We start from the raw sequence: 19,124 nt of genomic DNA on the forward strand, positions 1-19,124 counted from the left end.
CGAGGCTTGCCCGCGAAGGCGGTGTATCAGTCGACACGTTTATTGCCTGGCACACCGTCTTCGCGGGCAAGCCTCGCTTCTACAAGGGGTTTGCGGTGGTCAGAGGACGGCGGTCGAGGGCTCGAGCTGGCGTTGCGCCAACCAGATTTCTTCCTGCAACCACTGGCTGAACACCTGCAATTGCGGCATCAGCGTCTGCTCCGGCCGGGTCACCAGCCAGTAGGACTGATGACCTTCCACGTGCACGTTCAGCACTTGGGTCAACTGCCCGCTGGCCAGCTCCGAGGCGACCATGTGCCAGTCGGCGATGGTGATGCCCAACCCGTCGATGGCCGCGCGGATCGCCAGGTCGAGCAAGTCGAATTCATAGCCGCCCTGGGTATCGACACCGGTGATGCGCGCCGCGTCCAGCCAGTGTTTCCAGGTCAGGTAGCGCTGGTCCTCCCGGGCCAGTACGTGCAACAGGGTCAGGCGATTGAGATCAATGCCCTGCCCGCTCCACTCCCGCGCATACAAGGACGGTGCGCATACCGCGATGTGCCGTTCCTGGATCAGCAACGAACTGTCCAGCCCGTCCCATTCGCCATCACCAAAACGGATCGCGCAATCCAGCGTGCTGGTCTCGGCCAGGCTGTCCTGCAAACGAGTGGTGATGCTCAATTCCAGTTCCGGATGCTTTTCCCGCAGGCGTCCCAGGCGCGGCATCAGCCAGCGATTGGTAAAGGTCGGCGGCGCGTTGATGTGCAGGCGATTGGAATGGGTTTTTTGCTGGATGCTGCGCACGGTCAGTTCGATCTTGTCGAAGGACTGATGCAGCGCCCGCAGCAGAATTCGCCCTGCGCTCGTCAGTTCGAGGTGATGGTGGCGCCGCTCCAGCAGCGTCTCTTCGAGCTGTTCTTCCAGCTGACGCACCTGGCGGCTGACGGCGCTCTGGGTCACGTTCAACAACTCGGCAGCGCGGGTGAAGCTGCCCGTGCTGCCAGCCACTTCAAAGGCTTTCAACGCGTTGAGGCCGGGCATTTTTCGTTTCATGGAGGGCTCTCAAGACCAATGACAAGGCGCAAAGCATCCCACGCCTGCCGCGAATTGTCCTACAGGATTTTCTCAGTAACATGCATTTGGCGAAGGTTCTCTCACATTTTTTATCGTTTGTTCAACGCATCGCTGATCGCAAGACTGGCCGGCATCTCTAATAAAAATAACCGAGAGCCGCCCCATGCACTTCCCTGCTTCCCTGCGCCTAAGTTCGTCTTGCCTCGCTCTACTCTGCACGTTTGCGGCGCCCGCCATGGCGGTACAAGTGACCGACAACCTGGACCTTGGCGGAGCCATTCGTGCCCGATGGGATTACGACCCGGACCGTGACATTCAGAAGTTCGGCCTGGACACGGTGTTTCTCAGCGCCAAATACAACTCCGACACCTGGATCGGTGAGGCTCAGTACCGTTTCTACGGGCGGTCCTACCCTTATCAGTACACCAAAAACTACGGCGATATTCGCTTCGCCAAGTTCGCCTGGTCTGGCTACAAGTTCAATCCCGACCAGCAGGTGCAGGTGGGTTTGAACACGGTGCCATTTGGTTTGCAGCCGTACTTCGGCAGCACGTTCTACGAAACCCTGGGTAACGTCATCGGCCTGGAGGATGTGCAACAGATCGGCGCCAAGTACATCCAGCAAAGCGGTGACTGGAACCTTCAGGCCGGCTATTACCTGCGTCCGGCGTGGCAAGGCAAGGGCACCAGCAAAGGCGTGACCTATTCCAGCGTGGTCTCTGGCGCCGACAGCTACGTGACCGATGGCAGCGACAACCAGGAACGCAATACCGTGGTGTTGCGAGTGGCCAGGGCTCTGGACCTGGGCTCATGGAAATCCGAAGTAGGTCTTTCCGGCCTGAGCTCCACCCTGGAAAACAAAGACACCGGCAACGATGGTCGGCGCAATGCGGTGGCCGTGCATTACCTGGGCAAAAACGGCCCATGGGGTGTTCAGCTGCAAGCGGCACGTCAGCAGATGTCCCCGCGCAACGCCGGCACGGACGAACTGGTGACGCTGGGCGGTTACGACGGCACCTACAACGTCGCCAGTCGCGGCAATCTGTATGTGGCGGATGTGAGTTATGACGTCGCCGGCAAATACCTGTTCGATCAGGTCAGCGGCGTGAAGCTGTACGCCAACTACAGCGCCTTCGATAAATCCGCCGATGAGTTCAAGACGTCGCAGCGGTTGATCTTCGGCACCTCGTTCTCGTTCAGCAAACTGTGGATCGCGACGGAATGGATTTACGGCAAGAACGATCCGTACATCGGCGGTAGCAGCTACACCCAGAGTTTGGGGGCTGGCGGTAGCGACCAGTGGGAAAACCAGTTGTACATGAACATTGGGTATTACTTCTGATCCGGTATTTTTGGCGTCCTTGAGGACGCCTTCGCGGGCAAGCCTCGCTCCTACAGGGTTAAGCGCACACCTTTAGGAGCGAGGCTTGCCCGCGAAGACGCCAGCCCAAACAACACTTGCATCCACCCTTACCAGATAGTCAGATAGGCACCACAAAACCATCCAAAAACAATAAACCGACCCGACGCAACACCCGAGGCCGGTGCGGAGCCCTCCTCCCATGCGTCAACTGCCCTCGCTCAACATGCTGCGTGTCTTCGAAGAAGTCGCACGGCATCGCAGTTTCAGCCAGGCCGCCCTGGGCCTCAACGTCACTCAAGGTGCCGTCAGTCGCCAGATCAAACAGCTCGAAGACTACCTCGGCGTGGCACTCTTCATACGTACGCCCCAAGGCTTGTCACTGACCGAGACCGGTATTGCCCTCTCCCCGCATCTGGCGGAAGCCTTCGACCACATCGAACGCGCCCTGCAAGCCGTGCGCGTGCCGAACTTGCGTCAGCGCCTGCGCATTCTCGCGCCACCGACCTGGGCTACGCGCTGGTTGTCGGCGCACTTGCGGGTGTTCTGCCAGCGCTATCCGGATATCAGCCTGAGCGTAACCAACCAGGCCGGCCACGACAGCCTCGCGGAAATCGATTGCCACATCCGCTTCGGCCTCGAAGCCGCCAGCCATTGCAGCAGTCAGTTGCTGGTGATGGAACGGCACATCGCCGTGGCCAGCCCGGAGCTGTTCAACGACGGGCAAGCCCCGGATCTGCGGCAGTTTCCGTTGCTGCACATCTTGCACGACGGCAAGCGTTTAAAGGTCTGGGAGAACTGGCTGGCCGCGATGGGCCGGGACGATGTCGATGCCGGGCAAGGCCTGGAATTCAGCACCCTGGATCAGGTGATCCACACCGCGCTGGCGGGCGGTGGATTGGCGGTGATTGATCGGCAGATGATCGAGAAGGAACTGGCCAATGGCAGTTTGTTGCCGATCACCCCGGTGGAAGTGATCGGGCCATATGGGTATTGGCTGGATGTGGCGAACGACAAGCAAGGGTTGTCGAAAGTACGGTTGTTTACGCAGTGGTTGGAACTGGTCAGTAATCCCTGAAAACACACAACCTGTAGCAGCTGCCGAGCCCGCGAGGCTGCGTCCGGCTGCGAAGCGGTCGTAAACCCTGAATACGCGGTTTGTCTGAAGCACCGCGGTACATGGTTTTACGACTGCTTCGCAGTCGGACGCAGCCTCGCAAGCTCGACAGCTGCTACAGAAGACGGTGGTGAGCCTCGATTAGACCGGTGCTGCGACTTTCACGGCGACCGACGCACCTCCTTCCACCGGACTCTGCGCCTTGCACGCCTGGCTCAGCGTCAACGATTTAGTCTCCGGCGCCCAGGCCCAGGACAGCAACGCCCCCAGCGCCAGAATCGCCGCCAGAATGCCCATTGTCGGGCTCAAGCCAATCCCCGCTACGCTCACCGGCAACAGGAACGTGCTCACCGCCGAGCCCAAACGGCTGACGGCAGTCGCCAGGCCAATTCCGCTGGCCCGCACTTCAGTCGGGAAGCTCTCGGCCGGGAATACCCCCACCAGGTTGCTCACCGCCGACAACACCAGCGTGAACAAGCCAAACACCAACACCATCAAGAACGCCGCGCTACTCGGCAACACCGCCAACATGAATAACGCGACGGCCAGGATGATGAACGAGTTGATCAAGAACCCGCGGCGGGAGAATTTGATCGTGCACCAGATCCCGATCAGCGCACCGAGGATCAGCAGCATGTTCAGCATCAGCTCAGTGCCAAAACCTTCGGCCAGGCCCATCTTCTGCAGAATCGACGGCAGGAACGTGTAAATGGCGAAGTACGGCATCACGATGCAGACGAAGAACAGGCAGTTGAACGCGGTGCGTTTGCGGTATTCACGGCTGAACAGCACGGCGTAGCCGGAACGGGATTCGGTGGATTGGGTTTCGTCGAGTTCGACGTTGTCACCCAGGTGTTTCTTGACGATCGCGCGCGCCTCGGCGATTCGACCCTGGTTCACCAGCCAGCGCGGCGACTCCGGAGTGCCAATGCGGGCAATCAGGATCAACGCCGCCGGGATGGCCGACGAGGCCAGCATCCAGCGCCAGGCATCGTCGCCAAGGCTGAGCATGGCGGTGCCGACGAAGGTGGCCGCGACGTAGCCGAAGGTCCAGATCACGCTGAACGAACCGAGCAGCACACCGCGATGCTTCTTCGGTGCGAACTCGGCCAGCATGGCGTGGCCGACGCTGAAGTCACCCCCTAGCCCGATACCGATCAACACCCGGCAGAGAAACAGGCCCATGGCTGTCTCGGCGTAGAACTGCATGACCGAGGCAATGGTGATCAGCACGAAGCTGACCAGGAAGATTTTCTGCCGGCCGACCTTGTCGGAAATCCAGCCGAAAAAAAGACTGCCGAGAAACAGACCGATCAGTGCCGAAGCGCCGATCAATCCTTGCCAGAACGCATCCAGCTGCATTTGCGGACTGAGCAACGTGAACGCGATTCCGATCAGGCCGAGGATGTAGCCGTCGGTGAAGTGCGCGCCGAAGGTCAGTCCGGCGATTTTGAGGTGGAAGCGCCCGATGGGCAGGTCGTCGATTTTTACCGGTTGTACGGACATGTAAGTCTCCAATTGTTGTTATTGACGGAGAAATGAAACCGATAGCTTTACCCTGTAGGAGCGTGGCTTGCCCGCGAAGGCGGCGTGTCAGTCGACATTGAGTTGCCAGACACTCCGCCTTCGCGGGCAAGCCTCGCTCCTACAGGGTTGTGTGGGGTTTAGAGGCCGCCCATCAGCAGGTATTTGATTTCCAGGTAGTCATCCAGACCGTACTTCGAACCCTCGCGACCCAGGCCCGATTCCTTGATGCCACCGAACGGCGCCACTTCCGTGGAAATGATCCCTTCGTTGATTCCGACCATGCCGGCTTCCAGGCCTTCGGCCATGCGCCAGACACGGCCGATGTCGCGGCTGTAAAAGTAAGCGGACAAACCGTAGGGCGTGTCGTTGGCCTTTTGCAGCACTTCGGCTTCGTCCTTGAAGCGGAAGCAAGCGGCCACCGGCCCGAAGGTTTCGTCCTGGGCGATCAGCATGTCGCTGTTGGCTTGCGCGAGGATGGTCGGCTCATAAAAAGTGCCGCCGAGCGCATGGCGACGGCCGCCGCACAACAGCTTCGCGCCCTTCTGCAGCGCGTCGCTTACGTGCAGTTCAACCTTGGCCAGCGCTGCCGCATTGATCAAAGGGCCCTGCTCGGTCTCACCGTCCAGCGCACTGCCGACGCGCATCGCCGCCACGGCTTCGGCGAGTTTGCCGGTGAAGGCTTCGTAGACGCCGTCCTGAATGAAGAAGCGGTTCACGCAGACGCAGGTTTGCCCGGTATTGCGGAATTTCGAGGCCATCGCGCCTTTGACGGCGGCGTCCAGATCGGCATCGTCGAACACGATAAACGGCGCGTTGCCACCCAGCTCCAGCGAGACTTTTTTCAGTGTGTCCGCCGCTTGGCGCATCAGCAATTTGCCGGTGCGGGTGGAGCCGGTGAACGACAGCTTGCGGACGATACCGGAGGCTTGCAGCGCGCCGCCAATGGCCACGGCGTCGCCCGAAACGATGTTGAACACACCCGCTGGAATCCCGGCCTGCTCGGCCAGTACCGCCAGGGCAAAGGCCGACAACGGCGTCTCTTCCGATGGCTTGAGAATCATCGTGCAACCCGCCGCCAGCGCCGGGCCGACCTTGCGGGTGACCATGGCCAGCGGGAAATTCCAAGGGGTGATAGCTGCAACCACACCGATGGCTTCCTTGACCACGATGATCCGTGCATCGGCCTTGTGGCTCGGGATCACGTCGCCGTAAGCGCGTTTGGCCTCTTCGGCAAACCACTCCAGAAAGCTCGCGGCGTAGACCACTTCGCTCATGGCTTCGGCCAGCGGCTTGCCCTGTTCGCGGCTGAGCAAGGTCGCCAGGTCCTTCTGGTTGCTCAGCATCAGCTCGCTCCAGCGCTTGAGCTTCTTACTGCGTTCCTTGGCGGTCAACTTGCGCCAGGCCGGCAAGGCGCGGTTGGCGGCGTCGATGGCCAGGTTGGTGGCATCGGCGCCGGCCTTTTGTACTTCAGTAATCAACTCACCGTTGGCCGGGTTGAACACCGGGTAGGTCGGACCACCGCTGGACCATTGACCGTCGATGAAATTGCCGTTACGGATCAGCGCGCTCATGCCACAGCCTCAGTCAGATTGAAGCGTTCCAGACCCGGACGGGCCGAACGCAAGATGCGCTTGCCGGCGGTGTAATCGTTGATCACGTCGCACGGGGTGTAATTGCGTTCCAGCTCGTGCAGCTCCTCGGCGTCGAGTCTGGTGTCCAGCGCGGCCAGGGCACTGTCGAATTGCTCGGTGGTGTCGGCGCCCACCAGCATGCAATCCACGCCCGGATGGTTGGCGACCCAGGCCTGGGCGATCTGTGCATTCGACACACCACGGGCCCGGGCCACGCGCTGTACCGAATGGGCGATCTGGAACGAGGCTTCGTCGCTGTACATCTGCTGGGTGAAGAAGTCGGTCTGGTTGCGGGTCGACTGCACGTCGCCAGTGAGCAAGCCGCGGGCCAGCGGGCTGAACACCGAGACGCCCAAGCCCTGATCGCGGCAGAACGGGATCATCTCGCGCTCTTCTTCGCGGTAGGCGCAATTCAGTTGTAACTGCATGTTGATCGGTTTGACCCAACCGTTGCGCTCGCAGGCCAAGAGGATCTTCGCCAGTTGCCCGGTGAGCATGGTCGACACGCCGATGTAACGGGCCTTGCCGGAACGCACTATGTCGTTCATGGCGCTCATGGTTTCTTCAACCGGTGTGTTCACGTCGAAGTAATGCAGCATGAACACATCGACGTAATCCATGTTCAGGCGCTTCAGAGAGGCGTCGATGCTGTCCATGATGTGCTTACGCGAATGGCCGCTGGCGTTGATCCCGGTCCGGGTGCCGTAGCCGACCTTGGTGGTGATGACCAGGTCTTCGCGACGGGCCAGGCGCTTGACGATGCGCCCGACGACTTCCTCGCCGACACCGGCCGAATAGAAGTCGGCGAGGTCGATGAAGTTCACGCCGTTGTCTAGCGCGTGCGCAACGATCGGTTCGCTCTTCTTCTCATCGAAGATCCACGGCTTCCAGTCCGGGGTGCCCATGTTCATGGTGCCCAGGCACAGGCGGGAAACTTGCAGGCCGGAGTGGCCAAGACGAATGTATTGCATGGCGCGGACCTCAGGCTTTTGGCGTGTAGAAAGGGTTGCTGATGTGATTGACCACATCCGCCAGTTGCGCGGTTTCCGGCTTGCCGGTCAGCGCCGCCCGGATCGCCGTGCGGCAGGCGTTGTAATTGTTCAGGTAGACCGCATCCAGGTCGTCGCAGGACGGGTTGACCCAGTTGGCGGTGACGATCGCCCACTCGTCTTCGGCTTCCGGCGGCAAGGTGCCGTCGAGCAGCGCCTCCAGAACAGCCTTGGCGATCCCGGCCTGAGACGCGCCCCAGGTGGCGTTGCCGTGCAGGTCGCTGCTGATCGCGGCTTTGTTGACGTAAAGGGTCATCGGCTTGACCGGGATGTTCGGCTGGGCGATGACCATGAATGGGCAATGGCCCTGGCTCGGCGACGCAAGGCTGTTGGCAAACGCCTGCCCCGCCGGACCGTTGCGCGGGCCGATCAGAATATTGATGTGTGCGGCGTTCACGCCTGGGCCTTCGAAGCCTTCACCGATGTACAGGTCGAGTTCTTTCATGAGTTGTTACTCTTCAGGGATTTTGGGTGATCAGAACCGCACGCAGACCGTGGAGGTCGCGTGGCATTGGTCGGGGGTCGAAGAGCGAAGGACGTGGCGGAGGGAATCAGTCATGGGTGCAAACGCTCTTTTTTGTTGTTGATGAGCTGTGTTTGCGATTTTTTAACACTGGGGGACTGAGGGGCTGTAACCATTAAAAGTCATGGGGGTATGACTTCAAGTCATACCCTGAAATACATAGCCCCGTAGGAGCAGAGCTTGCTCGCGAAAGCGGTGTGTCAGGCAACGATGATGTCGGCCGACACACCGCTTTCGCGAGCAAGCTCTGCTCCTACAGGGGTCGCGTTGTATTGGATTATTGCGACATGTTGTCCTTCTTCATGGTGTCCTTGGACATGGCGTCTTTTTTCATTTCATCCTTCTTCATCGAATCCTTGGACATGGCGTCTTTTTTCATCGTGTCCTTGCTCATGGCATCCTTTTTCATCGTGTCTTTTTTCATGGCGTCCTTGGACATCGAATCTTTGCTCATGCTGTCATTGCTCATGCCGTTGGTAGTTTCGGCGGCAAATACGCTGGCAGCGCCCACGGCGAGGCACATGGACAGAACGACGGTGGTTAATTTTTTCATGATGAAACTCCTTGAAGCGCAGGTGGTGGACGAGTGAACTTGTCGGGCGCCATCAGCTGCCACCGAACCAGTTGTAGCCCTGGTCTTCCCAGTAGCCGCCGCTGTAGGTGTTGCTGACGAAAATCGCCTGGATATGCTTGGGGTTTTTGTAGCCGAGCTTGGTGGGCATGCGCAGCTTCATCGGGAAGCCGTATTCGCGCGGCAGCACCGCGCCGTCATAGGTCAGCGCCAACAAGGTTTGTGAGTGCAGCGCGGTCGCCATGTCGATGCTGGTGTAGTAATCGTCGGCGCATTTGAAACCGACATATTTGGCATCAGTGTCGGCACCGACCCGTTTCAGGAAATCGCTGAACCGCACGCCGCCCCAGCGTCCGATCGCGCTCCAGCCTTCGACGCAAATATGCCGGGTGATCTGCTCGTTCTGCGCCATAGTGCGCAGCTCTTCGAGGCGCCAGCTGCGTTTGTCGGCGACCAGTCCGGTGACTTCCAGTCGATAGCTTTCTTCCTCGACGATCGGCGCCTCGTCGATGCCGTAGAAGGCATTGAAGGGAAACGGCCGGGTGATCATCGACGCTGGATAGGTCGGCGCCAGCGCGTTGGGGTTGAACAGCCAGCCCTGCACCCGATCGTTGAACCGCGACATGGACGACAACGCGGTCTCGACGCTGTCGTTGTCGGTGATGTTGCAGCCAGACAACAGGGCCACGCCACCGAGGGTCAGCCCACGCATCAGGAACGAGCGACGTGAGCGGTCCTCGATTTGTGGCGCAATGATTTTCCGGGCGTCTTTCAGGATGGAAGACTCGTCCAGACCTTCGATGCGCTGTTTCATACGGGCTCCTTGCGACCGACGATCATGGCCAACAGCGTTTTAGGCACGAGCGCGACCATCACCAGATGCACTGCCACGAAGGCCATCAACAGCGTCATCGCGATGAAGTGCACATGGCGCGCGGTTTCGTAGCCGCCGAGCAGTTCACGCAACAGCGGAAACTGGACGGACTTCCATAACACCAGCCCGGAGATCACCAACAGCGTGATGTCGACCATCACGAACAGGTACGCCAGCCGTTGCACCTGGTTGTAATGTCTCAAGTCGGCATGCCCCAGCCGGCCGCGTAATGCGGCCCACAGGTCGTGCAAAACGCCTTTTGGCGACACGGGGAAAAAGCGTCGTGACAGACGGCCACTGGCGAGGTTGATGATCAGGTAGACGAGACCGTTGATGGCGAGGAACCACATCGCAGCGAAATGCCATTGCAACGCACCGCCGAGCCAGCCGCCCAAGGTGATGCCTTTGGGGAAACTGAAGTCGTACAGCGGCGACGCGTTGTAGATGCGCCAACCGCTGGTGACCATGACCAGCACCGCGAGGGCGTTCAGCCAATGGGTGAGCCGTAGCCAGCGTGGGTGCGTGCTGACCGTGGGCGAATCAGGCAACTGCGACATGATGGGCTCCCGGCGGTTGTTGTTTGTTGTTGTTGTTGTTGTTGTTGTTGTTGTTGGAGCCGAGTATGGGAGCCGACAAGTCGCCAAATCCTCACGTAAAGTTAAATTAACCGTGATAACTCTTAATCCCCGGCAGCGGCCCTTGCGCCGCAATTGTGGTTAAAATGCCGCCCCCTCAAATGACCGACCCGACCCGATGAATTCAGAAGCGCTCACCACCCTCCACGATCATCTGCTGACCGCATTGGCAACGGCACCCGCAGAAACCCGCCGGCTGTTCCACGGTCGTGGACGCTGCTGGCCGGGGCTGGAGCAGTTGACCGTCGACTGGCTGCAGGGCGTGGTGCTGGTGTCGCTGTTCAAGGAACCTGAAGCGGCGCAGCTGGAAGATTTGAAGCAGTTGCTGATGTCGGTCACTGAGTCGGCGCAGTGGAAAAAATCAGGGGCGCATACCCTGCTGCTGCAACACCGCTACCTGCTGCAAAGCACCACCGAATGGCTACTTGGGGAAGCGATTGAGGAATTGATCATCACCGAAGGCGGTTTGCGTTATCGCGTGGACCTGGGCCGCAAGCAGAACACCGGGTTGTTCCTCGACATGCGTTATGGCCGTGATTGGGTGCGGGCGAATGCCGATGGCAAGCGCGTGTTGAATCTGTTCGCCTACACCTGCGGCTTTTCAGTCGCCGCCATCGAGGGTTGCGCCGAGCACGTGGTCAATCTGGACATGTCCAGCCCGGCCCTGAACCGTGGTCGCGACAACCATCGGCTCAATGGCCACGACATGAGCAAGGTGAGTTTTCTTGGCCACGACTTGTTCAAGTCCTGGGGCAAGGTGATCGGCAAAGGACCTTACGACCTGGTGATCATCGACCCGCCGTCGTTTCAGAAAGGCAGTTTTCTGCTGACCAAGGACTACCAGCGCGTGTTGCGTCGGCTGCCGGAGTTGCTCAGCCCTGAGGGGACGGTGCTGGCGTGCATGAACGATCCGGCGTTCGGGGCGGACTTCCTCATTGAGGGTGTGATGCGTGAAGCGCCAGGTTTGCGGTTTGAGCGGCGGCTGGAGAATCCGCCGGAGTTTCCGGATGCTGATGTTGAGTGCGGGTTGAAGGCGTTGGTGTTCAAACTGGGGAGCTAAGTGCTGTTCACTGTGGGAGCGGGCTTGCCCGCGATGAGGCCGTCAGATCCAACATTGATTTCGTCAATTACATTGCCATCGCGGGCAAGCCCGCTCCCACAGGGATCTGTAGCGGACCCAAGATATGTAGGCGGCCTCGGATTCAACGCGGCTGCAACACCAGCGCAAACAGCTCGCCGTGACCGTTCACGTTGAGCTTGTGATAGAGATTGCGTCGATGCACCTTCACCGTCTCCGGGGAGATGCCCATTTGCTGGGCGATGGCTTTGCTGGAGAAGCCCTGGAGAATCAGTCGCGCCGTTTCTACTTCCCGCATGGACAATCGCGCGTCGAAGCGATCCAGCAAGGTCGCCAGATCGCCGGCCACGGCCTCGGCTGTCGTGCCTTCCGGCGGCATCAACTGCAGATGCCGGCGCATTGCCGACAGTACCCAATCCCGCACGCACAGCAGACGTCCCTGCTCTTCGAGGGTGAACCGCGTCGAGCGCCCCAGCGATAAACCGAGCACGGCGCCGTCGATGTTGACCATGAACTGCAATTCGTCACCGCCCACCACCGAGCGAAAGTAGCTCAGGTAATACTCGCTTTGCTGAAACTGGTCGGGGGCCACCGAATCCAGGCCGTGCAAGCCATCGGCAATGCCGGCACAAGCGGCCTGGTAAAACGGATCGAGCAGGTACATGCCAGCGCTGTAGTCCGCCAGTTCTTCTTGCTCGGTGGCGCCACCTTTTGAGTCGAAGTCGATCAGCAAGCGTGGCACCCGCCCCGCCCTCATAACCGCGACCAACGCGTTGTCCAGTGGCACCAGCAGCCGCAGCGTGTCGACCAGCGCGCGCCAGAAACCGTCCTGACCCAACGCGCCAAATACCCGCGCCAGCCCCTGGTGCACCGGCAACTCTTTCAACAACGCGTCCACGCACTACCCCTTTCGAGTAACCCATGATGGGAATGGGTGAGTACCCCGCCTGCCGATACGCTGCAAGCACCTGTTCATCACCGGCCTACAGCAGGCCAGGAGTGCCGCATCATGAGTCGTCCCCGTCAACAGATCAATCTTGGACTGAGCGCCTGTTTGTGCGTTTCGTTGTCGGCGGTGGCTGCCGAGGGTCCCACGGTTCATGTCTACAACTGGTATGACTACATCGGTCCCACCACCCTGCACGACTTCAAGCGCGACACCGGTATCGAGCCGGTCTACGACACCTTCGACAGCGCCGAAGTGCTCGAAGGCAAACTGCTGACCAGCCGCAGTGGGTACGACGTGGTGGTGGCGAGCAACTTCAGCCTGCCGACCCTGATCAAGGCCGGAGCCCTGGCGCCACTGCCCCGCGCACAGATGCCGGACTTCAAGAACATGGACACCGACTTGCTGGCGAAACTGGCCAACAACGATCCAGGTAACCAATACGCGGTGCCGTACCTGTGGGGCACCAACGGCATCGGCTACAACATCGACAAGGTGCGTGCCGCGTTGGGTGACAAGGCGCCAGTGGATTCATGGGACCTGGTGTTCAACGAAGAGAACCTGGCCAAGCTCGGCCAGTGCGGCGTGGCGATGCTCGATTCGCCGTCGGAAATGCTGCCGGTCGCTCTGCACTACCTGGGTTTGCCACCGAACAGCACCAACCCCGCGGACTACAAAAAGGCCGAAGCGCTGCTGCTCAAACTGCGTCCGCACATTGCCTACTTCAACTCGTCGAAGTTCATCAGCGACCTGGCCAACGGCAACATCTGCGTGGCGGTGGGTTGGTCCGGCGCGATGCTCGAAGCCAGGAAAAATGCCGAGCAGGCCAACAACGGCGTGAAGATCGCTTACAGCCTGCCGAAGGAAGGTGCGCCGGTCTGGTTCGATACGCTGGTGTTGCTCAAGGACGCACCGCATCCGGAGCAAGGCCTGGCCTTCATCGACTACCTAATGCGCCCCGAAGTCATCGCCCCGGTCAGCGATCACCTGTCCTACCCCAACGGCAACCGCAGCGCGACACCGCTGGTGGCCGAAGCGACCCGCAACAACCCGGCTGTTTATCCGTCGGCCGAAGCGCTGGCCACGTTGTTCACCCTTCAGCCGTTGCCGCCTGCCACTGAGCGGGTGCGCACGCGGATCTGGAGCAAGGTGAAGAACGGGCAGTAACCGCAACGAGACTTGTAGCAGCTGGCGAAGCCTGCGTTCGGCTGCGAAGCAGTCGTCTTTTCAGAGCACTCGGTATGTCAGGCGTACCGAGCAAGCCGGTTTTACGACTGCTGCGCAGCCGAACGCAGGCTTCGCCAGCTGCTACAGGGATCGCGTCAGCCACGCATTTTTTGAATGAATTGAAGATGAGAAAAACGATGAAACCACGTGCCCGCGATTTGAATATCCAATTCGGCCAACTGCAACCCGGCCCCCTGAACGCCATCACCGATGTGCCCGGCGTGCGCGTCGGCCATAGCGATGTGCGTGGCCGCACGGCCAATGGCCGCGACATCTACACCGGCGTAACCCTGATCGAACCTCGCGTCGGGTCCACCAATCAGCAACCGTGTTTTGCCGGTGTCCATGTGCTCAACGGCAACGGCGACGCCACGGGTCTTGAGTGGATTCGTGAAGCCGGGCTGCTGACCAGCCCGATCGCCTTCACCAACACCCACAGCCTGGGCGTGGTGCGTGATGCGCTGATTGCTCTGGATCGAGAAGCTCAGCCCGATGACGGGCGACTTTACTGGAACATGCCGGTGGTGCTGGAGACCTTCGACGGTCTGCTCAGCGACATCAACGGCTTTCATGTGAAGCCCGAGCATGTGGCCGAGGCCCAGTGCAATGCCGCGGGCGGACCGGTGATGGAAGGCGCGGTGGGCGGCGGCAGCGGGATGATCTGTCACGAATTCAAGGGGGGCATCGGCACGTCGTCGCGGCAATTGAGCAAGGCTCAGGGCGGCTGGACCGTCGGCGCCATCGTCCAGGCCAACCATGGCATTCGCAATGAGCTGCGTGTCGATGGTTACCCGGTCGGGCGCTATATGGAGCAGGCTGACTCACCGTTCCTCAGGGCATCGCTGCCGTATCCGGGAATGGGCTCGATCGTCGTTTGCCTGGCCACCGATGCGCCGCTGCTGCCGCATCAATGCACGCGTCTCGCACAGCGCGCCAGCCTCGGGCTTGCGCGTACCGGCGGCGGCAACGAAGACCACAGCGGCGATATCTTCATCGCCTTCGCCACCGGCAACCAACACGTGCCACCGGCCGCATATGAAGGCAAAGGTGCGCCCACCTGCGACAACCTGAGCATGGTCAACAACGACCACATCAGCGAGTTGTTTTTGGCCGCGACTGAAGCGGTGGAGGAAGCGATTATCAACGCCCTGCTGGCCGCTGAAACGACTGAAGGCAACGGCCACACCGTGCCGGGACTGGACGCAAAAACACTGCTCAAGGCGATGCGTCAGGCCGGTTGGCCAGGAGAAACAGGCGGGATCTGAAGACTCGGTTTAACGATGACGCCCGATGCACTGCATCGGGCGGCTATCGCTTATTTATCCAGGATCAACAGTGGTGTGCCTTTTTTCACGAGGTAAGTCGCCAGCTCCGAGGCCTTGCCGTCACCGACGTTCTTCGCGACGTGCGATGTGCCTGCGGGGATGTACAAGGAGTCGCCGGCCTTAAGCGTGATCGGCGCCCGCCCTTCAAGCTGATACTCGAATGTGCCCGAGATCACGTAAGCGACTTCCACCCCAGGGTGCGAATGCTTGGGGGATACGACGCCCGGGTCGAAATCGACACGAACCTGAATCACCTCACCCTTGGAAATGTCGAGGTCCTGGCGTACCAGGTCCGTGCGGTGAAGGCCTGTCTGCCAGCTTTTCGCCGGAGTGGCTTGCGCGGGCGCTTTTGCTTCTTCAGCCGCGAATGCATTGAGTGAAACGGCGGCAGCCAGGGCGATGCCGAGCAGGCCTGCGGTGTGACGGGATTTGATACGGGACATCGCAATTCTCCAAAGAAAGCCGCGGTTGCGGTGGCTTCATTAGGAGGTCGCGGTGTATCGCGCAGGTGTCGAGAAAAGCGTGGTTTTGTATGCCCAGGTAACTGCCGGCGTCGGAGATACGTTCGGATACAACCGCGGGCGCACTTCAGTGCGGTACGCCCAGTTTGGTCACGATGTCTTCTGGCTTGAGAGGTCGTCCGTCTGTTGAAACCAATTGCAGCTTCTGGATCGGCTGACGATCTTTTGCGTCGACCATGACGGACCCCGCTTCGCCCGGCTCGTACAAAAACTCGTTGCCCCACTGCGACAAGGCAATGAGGACGGTCTGCAAGGCCCTGCCCTTTTCGGTCAGCACATACTCCTTGTAAATACTGCCGTCAGCGGCCGGTTCCATGCGCATCACACCTTCTGCCACTAAGCCTTTGAGACGGGTGCTCAGAATGTTTTTCGCGACATTCAGGCTTTTCTGAAAATCACTGAAGCGCTTCGTGCCAGAGAGCGCATCACGAATGATCAGCAACGACCACCAGTCGCCAATCAGATCCAGGGATCGAGCGACTGGACAGGGATTGCCCTGCAAGCTTTTGCGCTTCACGTAAACGAACCTCCAACAAAAGGGTGCCAACGCTGATGTAAATGTTTCAGCCGGCAAGTGGTTGCATAATACAACCAACGCTGGTAAAAATCACAGCACTTAGTTTCATTACAAAACCAGTAACCCGTTCTCTGTGCCATACGCACAGCCACTTCGTCATCAATGGTTGCATTATAAAACCGTAGGAGTTTCCCAATGAAACTGGCTGGAAAAACTGCATTCATCACCGGCGGCAACAGCGGCCTCGGCCTGGCCACCGCCAAACTGTTCATCGCTGAAGGCGCAAAAGTGGCGATCACCGGTCGCAGTCAAAAAACCCTGGATGAAGCCCGGGAGGCGCTGGGGCCAAACCTGCTGGCGATCAAGGCAGACCTGACCGACGTGAAAGAGATCGAGCGCGCCGTATCAGAAGCGGTCGCGGTATTCGGCAAGCTGGATATCGTGTTCGCCAATGCCGGCATTGCGGGCTTGACCCCGGTCGGCGGCACCACGCTGGAAACGTTCCAGAACATCATCAACACCAACCTCACCGGCACGTTTTTTACCGTGCAAGCGGCCGAACCGCACCTCAACCCGGGGGCTTCGATCATTTTGAACGGGTCAGTGCACGCCGACATGGGCTGGCCGGCATACAGCGCCTACGCCGCCACCAAAGGCGCCGTTCGCTCGATGACACGAGTGATGGCCGCAGAATTTGCTCCACGTGGCATTCGCGTCAACCAGATCACGCCCGGGGCTGCACGTACGCCGGTCTGGAACCCGCACGCCGCCTCGGTTGGAATGGATGCACTGGAGGAAAAACTGAAGACCACCATCCCCCTCGGTCGCATCGGTGAAGCGCATGAAGTCGCCACCGTCGCCTTGTTTCTCGCTTCCAGCGATTCTTCAAACGTCGTAGGCGCAGAGATAGTCGTCGATGGCGGTGCAACCAGTTCGCCTCTGGGCGCACCGGCTCACAGAAAAAACTGGCAGGCGTAACGGGTTTGTATCGGTGTGTATGTTCGCTGACGATCTTACACAGCGTTACACAACCACAGGATCAGGACACATAGGCACTACATAAAGGTGAAAAAGTGGGGGCCTCACCCCTTCGCCCAAAGAACCGGCGGCAACAGGTGAGGCCCCCAACCTCTAGCAGGAACCCCGTCATGATCAATGAAATCGACACCGTGCTCTATACCGGCAAGACCCACACGATTGGCGGCCGCAACGGCGAGTCGCGAAGCGACGATGGACGTCTGGACATCAAGCTTTCCCCGCCCGGCTCTTCAGGCGCCGGGACCAATCCGGAACAGCTGCTGGCTGCAGGTTGGTCAGCCTGTTTCATCGGTGCAATCGGTAAAGCAGCTGCCGCGTTGAAGGTGACTTTGCCGAGTAACGTCGCCGTTGATGCCGAAGTGGATCTGGGCAAGACCGAAAACGCTTTTTTCCTCCAGGCGCGCCTCAATGTCAGCCTTCCAGGCCTTGAGCCTGCTGTTGCACGGACGTTGGTCGATGCCGCGCACCAGACCTGCCCGTACTCCAAAGCGACCCGTGGCAACATCGACGTCACGATCAATCTGGTCTGATTCAGGCACCCACTGCGGCCTGCCTTCCCGGCAGGCTGTAGCTGATAGCAGTTTTCCATCCTGCCACTTTTGCGCAAGGACGAAATCGGTCTAAAAAGCCCGGTATGCGCTGCGCAGCCTTTGCTATTCTAAATTCTGTAGGTGAAGACGCAGACTGATGCGCAAGAGGATAGCGAGGAAGCGTGGGGCGCGCTCCTAAGGGTACACGGTTAGAAAGATCTCCGAGGTGAGGTCCAGCCCTTATGCCGTGTGAAGCAGGACAGCACAAAACTGTTCTGTCAGAAGCCTGATAAACCTTGTAAGCCAGAGACCAGCGCTGGCCACCTACTCGATTCCGAAGCCCGCCCTGTGCGGGCTTTTTCGTTGCGCAGAATCGGGAGCCATGCCACCTCCGCAGTCATTCGACCATTCGTCGCCAAGTCCCCCTTCCCCCTCTTGACTTGGATTGGCGACTGCGAGAGTATTATTTCTATCGCATACGACACAAACGCATACGATACATAAACAAGCCCTAATGCACCTTTGAGGATTCACCCCATGAGCAAGATCGAAAAAGTCCTGGCCTCCGGCAAAACCCACACCACCATGAGCAGCAATGGCACCACTTCCCGCGGCCATAACGGCAGCCTCGACATCGTGCTTTCGTCGCCCGGCAACGCCAAGCCAGTCCACGAATTCGAAGGCACCCAACCGCACCCGAAAGCCGAGCAATTGTTCGCCGGTGCATGGTCGGCCTGCTACATCGCCGCCGTCGGTCTTGCCGCCAAGCAGCGCAACGTTGAGCTTCCATCCGATTTGTCCGTCGATATCGAAGTCGACCTGGGCCAGACCGGCGACGCTTACTTCCTCCAGGCACGCCTGACACTGCGCGCTCCAGGCCTGGATCACGGTGTAGCGACGGAAATCGCCCACGCAGCTGACCAGATCTGCCCGTACTCGAAAGCAACACGCGGCAACATCGACGTGGCCCTGAACGTTCTCACGGCCTGAAATACCGGGAAGCTTTAGTACCCTTTTGCATGTGTAGAAGCATCTTATATATCGCATGCGATGTAAGCGCATACGAACATCAACCTTATTGAAACATTCAGGTAATCACCCATGAGCAAGATCGAAAAAGTACTGGCCACCGGCAAAACCCACACCACCGCCAGCCGCACCGGCAACACCTCGCGCGGCCATAACGGCAGCCTCGACATCGCCATCTCGTCGCCCGGCAACGCCCAGCCTGCGCACGTGTTCGCCGCAACCCAGCCGCACCCGGCCGCCGAGCAACTGTTCGCCGGCGCTTGGTCGGCCTGCTACACCGCCGCCGTCGGGCTGGTGGCCAATGACCTGAACGTGGTGCTGCCGGCGGACATGTCCGTCGACATCGAAGTTGACGTCGGCCAGACCGGTGCGCAGTACTCCCTTCAAGCTCGCTTGACCCTGCGTGTACCCGGCCTCGCAGACGACATTGCGAAAACACTGGCGCACACCGCCGACCAGATCTGCCCGTACTCGAAGGCAACGCGCGGCAACATCGACGTGGACTTGAACGTCCTCACGGCGTGATGCACGGCACGGAGGGTTCGACTCCCTGCGTCGAACCTGCCCTTGCCG

At 59.8% G+C, this 19,124-nt stretch carries 20 protein-coding genes; 9 read left to right on the forward strand and 11 right to left on the reverse strand.

Features of this window, described 5'->3' with window-relative positions; genetic code table 11:
* Positions 1-99: 99 nt before the first annotated feature.
* Positions 100-1,032, reverse strand: coding sequence for a LysR substrate-binding domain-containing protein (locus tag ACYZT6_RS14575; RefSeq protein ID WP_462027500.1), 933 nt, complete (start codon positions 1,030-1,032; stop codon positions 100-102).
* Positions 1,033-1,216: 184 nt separating this feature from the next.
* Here ACYZT6_RS14575 and ACYZT6_RS14580 point away from each other — a divergent pair, with 184 nt between their 5' ends.
* Both ACYZT6_RS14580 and ACYZT6_RS14585 read left to right on the forward strand, forming a co-directional pair.
* Positions 1,217-2,395 (forward strand): hypothetical protein, encoded by a 1,179-nt coding sequence (locus ACYZT6_RS14580; RefSeq protein WP_462027501.1) that lies wholly within the window; start codon positions 1,217-1,219, stop codon positions 2,393-2,395.
* 220 nt (positions 2,396-2,615) lie between these two features.
* Positions 2,616-3,491: a LysR substrate-binding domain-containing protein gene (locus ACYZT6_RS14585; protein WP_462027502.1), complete on the forward strand. Its 876-nt coding sequence runs from the start codon at positions 2,616-2,618 to the stop codon at positions 3,489-3,491.
* Positions 3,492-3,671: 180 nt separating this feature from the next.
* Here the strand turns inward: ACYZT6_RS14585 and ACYZT6_RS14590 are convergent, their stop codons facing one another.
* The 7 genes from ACYZT6_RS14590 to ACYZT6_RS14620 form a co-directional block, all read right to left on the reverse strand.
* A complete protein-coding gene (locus ACYZT6_RS14590) occupies positions 3,672-5,036 on the reverse strand; it encodes an MFS transporter (protein WP_462027503.1) in 1,365 nt (454 codons plus the stop codon).
* Between the two features lie 158 nt (positions 5,037-5,194).
* The gene (locus ACYZT6_RS14595) at positions 5,195-6,628 is read right to left on the reverse strand and encodes an NAD-dependent succinate-semialdehyde dehydrogenase (protein ID WP_462027504.1); all 1,434 of its coding nucleotides are present in this window, start codon (positions 6,626-6,628) and stop codon (positions 5,195-5,197) included.
* Positions 6,625-7,659 carry an aldo/keto reductase gene (locus ACYZT6_RS14600; RefSeq protein ID WP_462027505.1) on the reverse strand — a complete coding sequence of 345 codons (1,035 nt, stop codon included), beginning with the start codon at positions 7,657-7,659 and terminating at the stop codon, positions 6,625-6,627. The genes ACYZT6_RS14595 and ACYZT6_RS14600 overlap by 4 nt, the downstream gene beginning before the upstream one ends.
* A 10-nt stretch (positions 7,660-7,669) precedes the next feature.
* Entirely contained in the window at positions 7,670-8,182 is a 513-nt protein-coding gene (gene fae, locus ACYZT6_RS14605) for a formaldehyde-activating enzyme (protein ID WP_462027506.1), read from the reverse strand.
* A 355-nt stretch (positions 8,183-8,537) separates the two neighbouring features.
* Positions 8,538-8,813: a pentapeptide MXKDX repeat protein gene (locus tag ACYZT6_RS14610; RefSeq protein ID WP_462027507.1), complete on the reverse strand. Its 276-nt coding sequence runs from the start codon at positions 8,811-8,813 to the stop codon at positions 8,538-8,540.
* Between the two features lie 52 nt (positions 8,814-8,865).
* Positions 8,866-9,645, reverse strand: a complete 780-nt coding sequence (locus tag ACYZT6_RS14615) for a molybdopterin-dependent oxidoreductase (RefSeq protein WP_462027508.1) — start codon at positions 9,643-9,645, stop codon at positions 8,866-8,868.
* Positions 9,642-10,262 (reverse strand): cytochrome b/b6 domain-containing protein, encoded by a 621-nt coding sequence (locus ACYZT6_RS14620; protein WP_462027509.1) that lies wholly within the window; start codon positions 10,260-10,262, stop codon positions 9,642-9,644. Before ACYZT6_RS14620 ends, ACYZT6_RS14615 begins: the two co-directional genes overlap by 4 nt.
* 196 nt (positions 10,263-10,458) lie before the next feature.
* Here ACYZT6_RS14620 and ACYZT6_RS14625 point away from each other — a divergent pair, with 196 nt between their 5' ends.
* Positions 10,459-11,400 carry a class I SAM-dependent methyltransferase gene (locus ACYZT6_RS14625; RefSeq protein WP_462027510.1) on the forward strand — a complete coding sequence of 314 codons (942 nt, stop codon included), beginning with the start codon at positions 10,459-10,461 and terminating at the stop codon, positions 11,398-11,400.
* Positions 11,401-11,542: 142 nt separating this feature from the next.
* Here ACYZT6_RS14625 and ACYZT6_RS14630 read toward each other — a convergent pair whose 3' ends face one another.
* Entirely contained in the window at positions 11,543-12,316 is a 774-nt protein-coding gene (locus tag ACYZT6_RS14630; protein ID WP_462027511.1) for a helix-turn-helix transcriptional regulator, read from the reverse strand.
* Between the two features lie 111 nt (positions 12,317-12,427).
* On the opposite strand from ACYZT6_RS14630, the gene ACYZT6_RS14635 reads away from it, so the two are divergent.
* Positions 12,428-13,531, forward strand: a complete 1,104-nt coding sequence (locus tag ACYZT6_RS14635; RefSeq protein ID WP_462027512.1) for an extracellular solute-binding protein — start codon at positions 12,428-12,430, stop codon at positions 13,529-13,531.
* 197 nt (positions 13,532-13,728) lie between these two features.
* Positions 13,729-14,856 (forward strand): DmpA family aminopeptidase, encoded by a 1,128-nt coding sequence (locus ACYZT6_RS14640; protein ID WP_462027513.1) that lies wholly within the window; start codon positions 13,729-13,731, stop codon positions 14,854-14,856.
* Positions 14,857-14,906: 50 nt separating this feature from the next.
* On the opposite strand, the gene ACYZT6_RS14645 is transcribed toward ACYZT6_RS14640, so the two are convergent.
* The gene (locus ACYZT6_RS14645; RefSeq protein WP_462027514.1) at positions 14,907-15,359 is read right to left on the reverse strand and encodes a cupin domain-containing protein; all 453 of its coding nucleotides are present in this window, start codon (positions 15,357-15,359) and stop codon (positions 14,907-14,909) included.
* A 145-nt stretch (positions 15,360-15,504) separates the two neighbouring features.
* Complete coding sequence (locus ACYZT6_RS14650) at positions 15,505-15,954, reverse strand: winged helix-turn-helix transcriptional regulator (RefSeq protein WP_462027515.1); 450 nt, start codon at positions 15,952-15,954, stop codon at positions 15,505-15,507.
* Positions 15,955-16,149: 195 nt separating this feature from the next.
* Between ACYZT6_RS14650 and ACYZT6_RS14655 the strand changes: the two genes are divergently transcribed.
* The 4 genes from ACYZT6_RS14655 to ACYZT6_RS14670 all read left to right on the forward strand — a co-directional run bounded on the left by ACYZT6_RS14655 (position 16,150) and on the right by ACYZT6_RS14670 (position 19,076).
* Complete coding sequence (locus ACYZT6_RS14655; RefSeq protein WP_462027516.1) at positions 16,150-16,932, forward strand: SDR family NAD(P)-dependent oxidoreductase; 783 nt, start codon at positions 16,150-16,152, stop codon at positions 16,930-16,932.
* A gap of 170 nt (positions 16,933-17,102) precedes the next feature.
* Entirely contained in the window at positions 17,103-17,522 is a 420-nt protein-coding gene (locus ACYZT6_RS14660; RefSeq protein ID WP_462027517.1) for an organic hydroperoxide resistance protein, read from the forward strand.
* Between the two features lie 537 nt (positions 17,523-18,059).
* Complete coding sequence (locus ACYZT6_RS14665; protein ID WP_462027518.1) at positions 18,060-18,512, forward strand: Ohr family peroxiredoxin; 453 nt, start codon at positions 18,060-18,062, stop codon at positions 18,510-18,512.
* 111 nt (positions 18,513-18,623) lie between these two features.
* Complete coding sequence (locus tag ACYZT6_RS14670) at positions 18,624-19,076, forward strand: Ohr family peroxiredoxin (RefSeq protein ID WP_462027519.1); 453 nt, start codon at positions 18,624-18,626, stop codon at positions 19,074-19,076.
* The last annotated feature ends 48 nt before the right edge of the window (positions 19,077-19,124 follow it).

This window comes from Pseudomonas sp. RT6P73 (assembly GCF_054897715.1).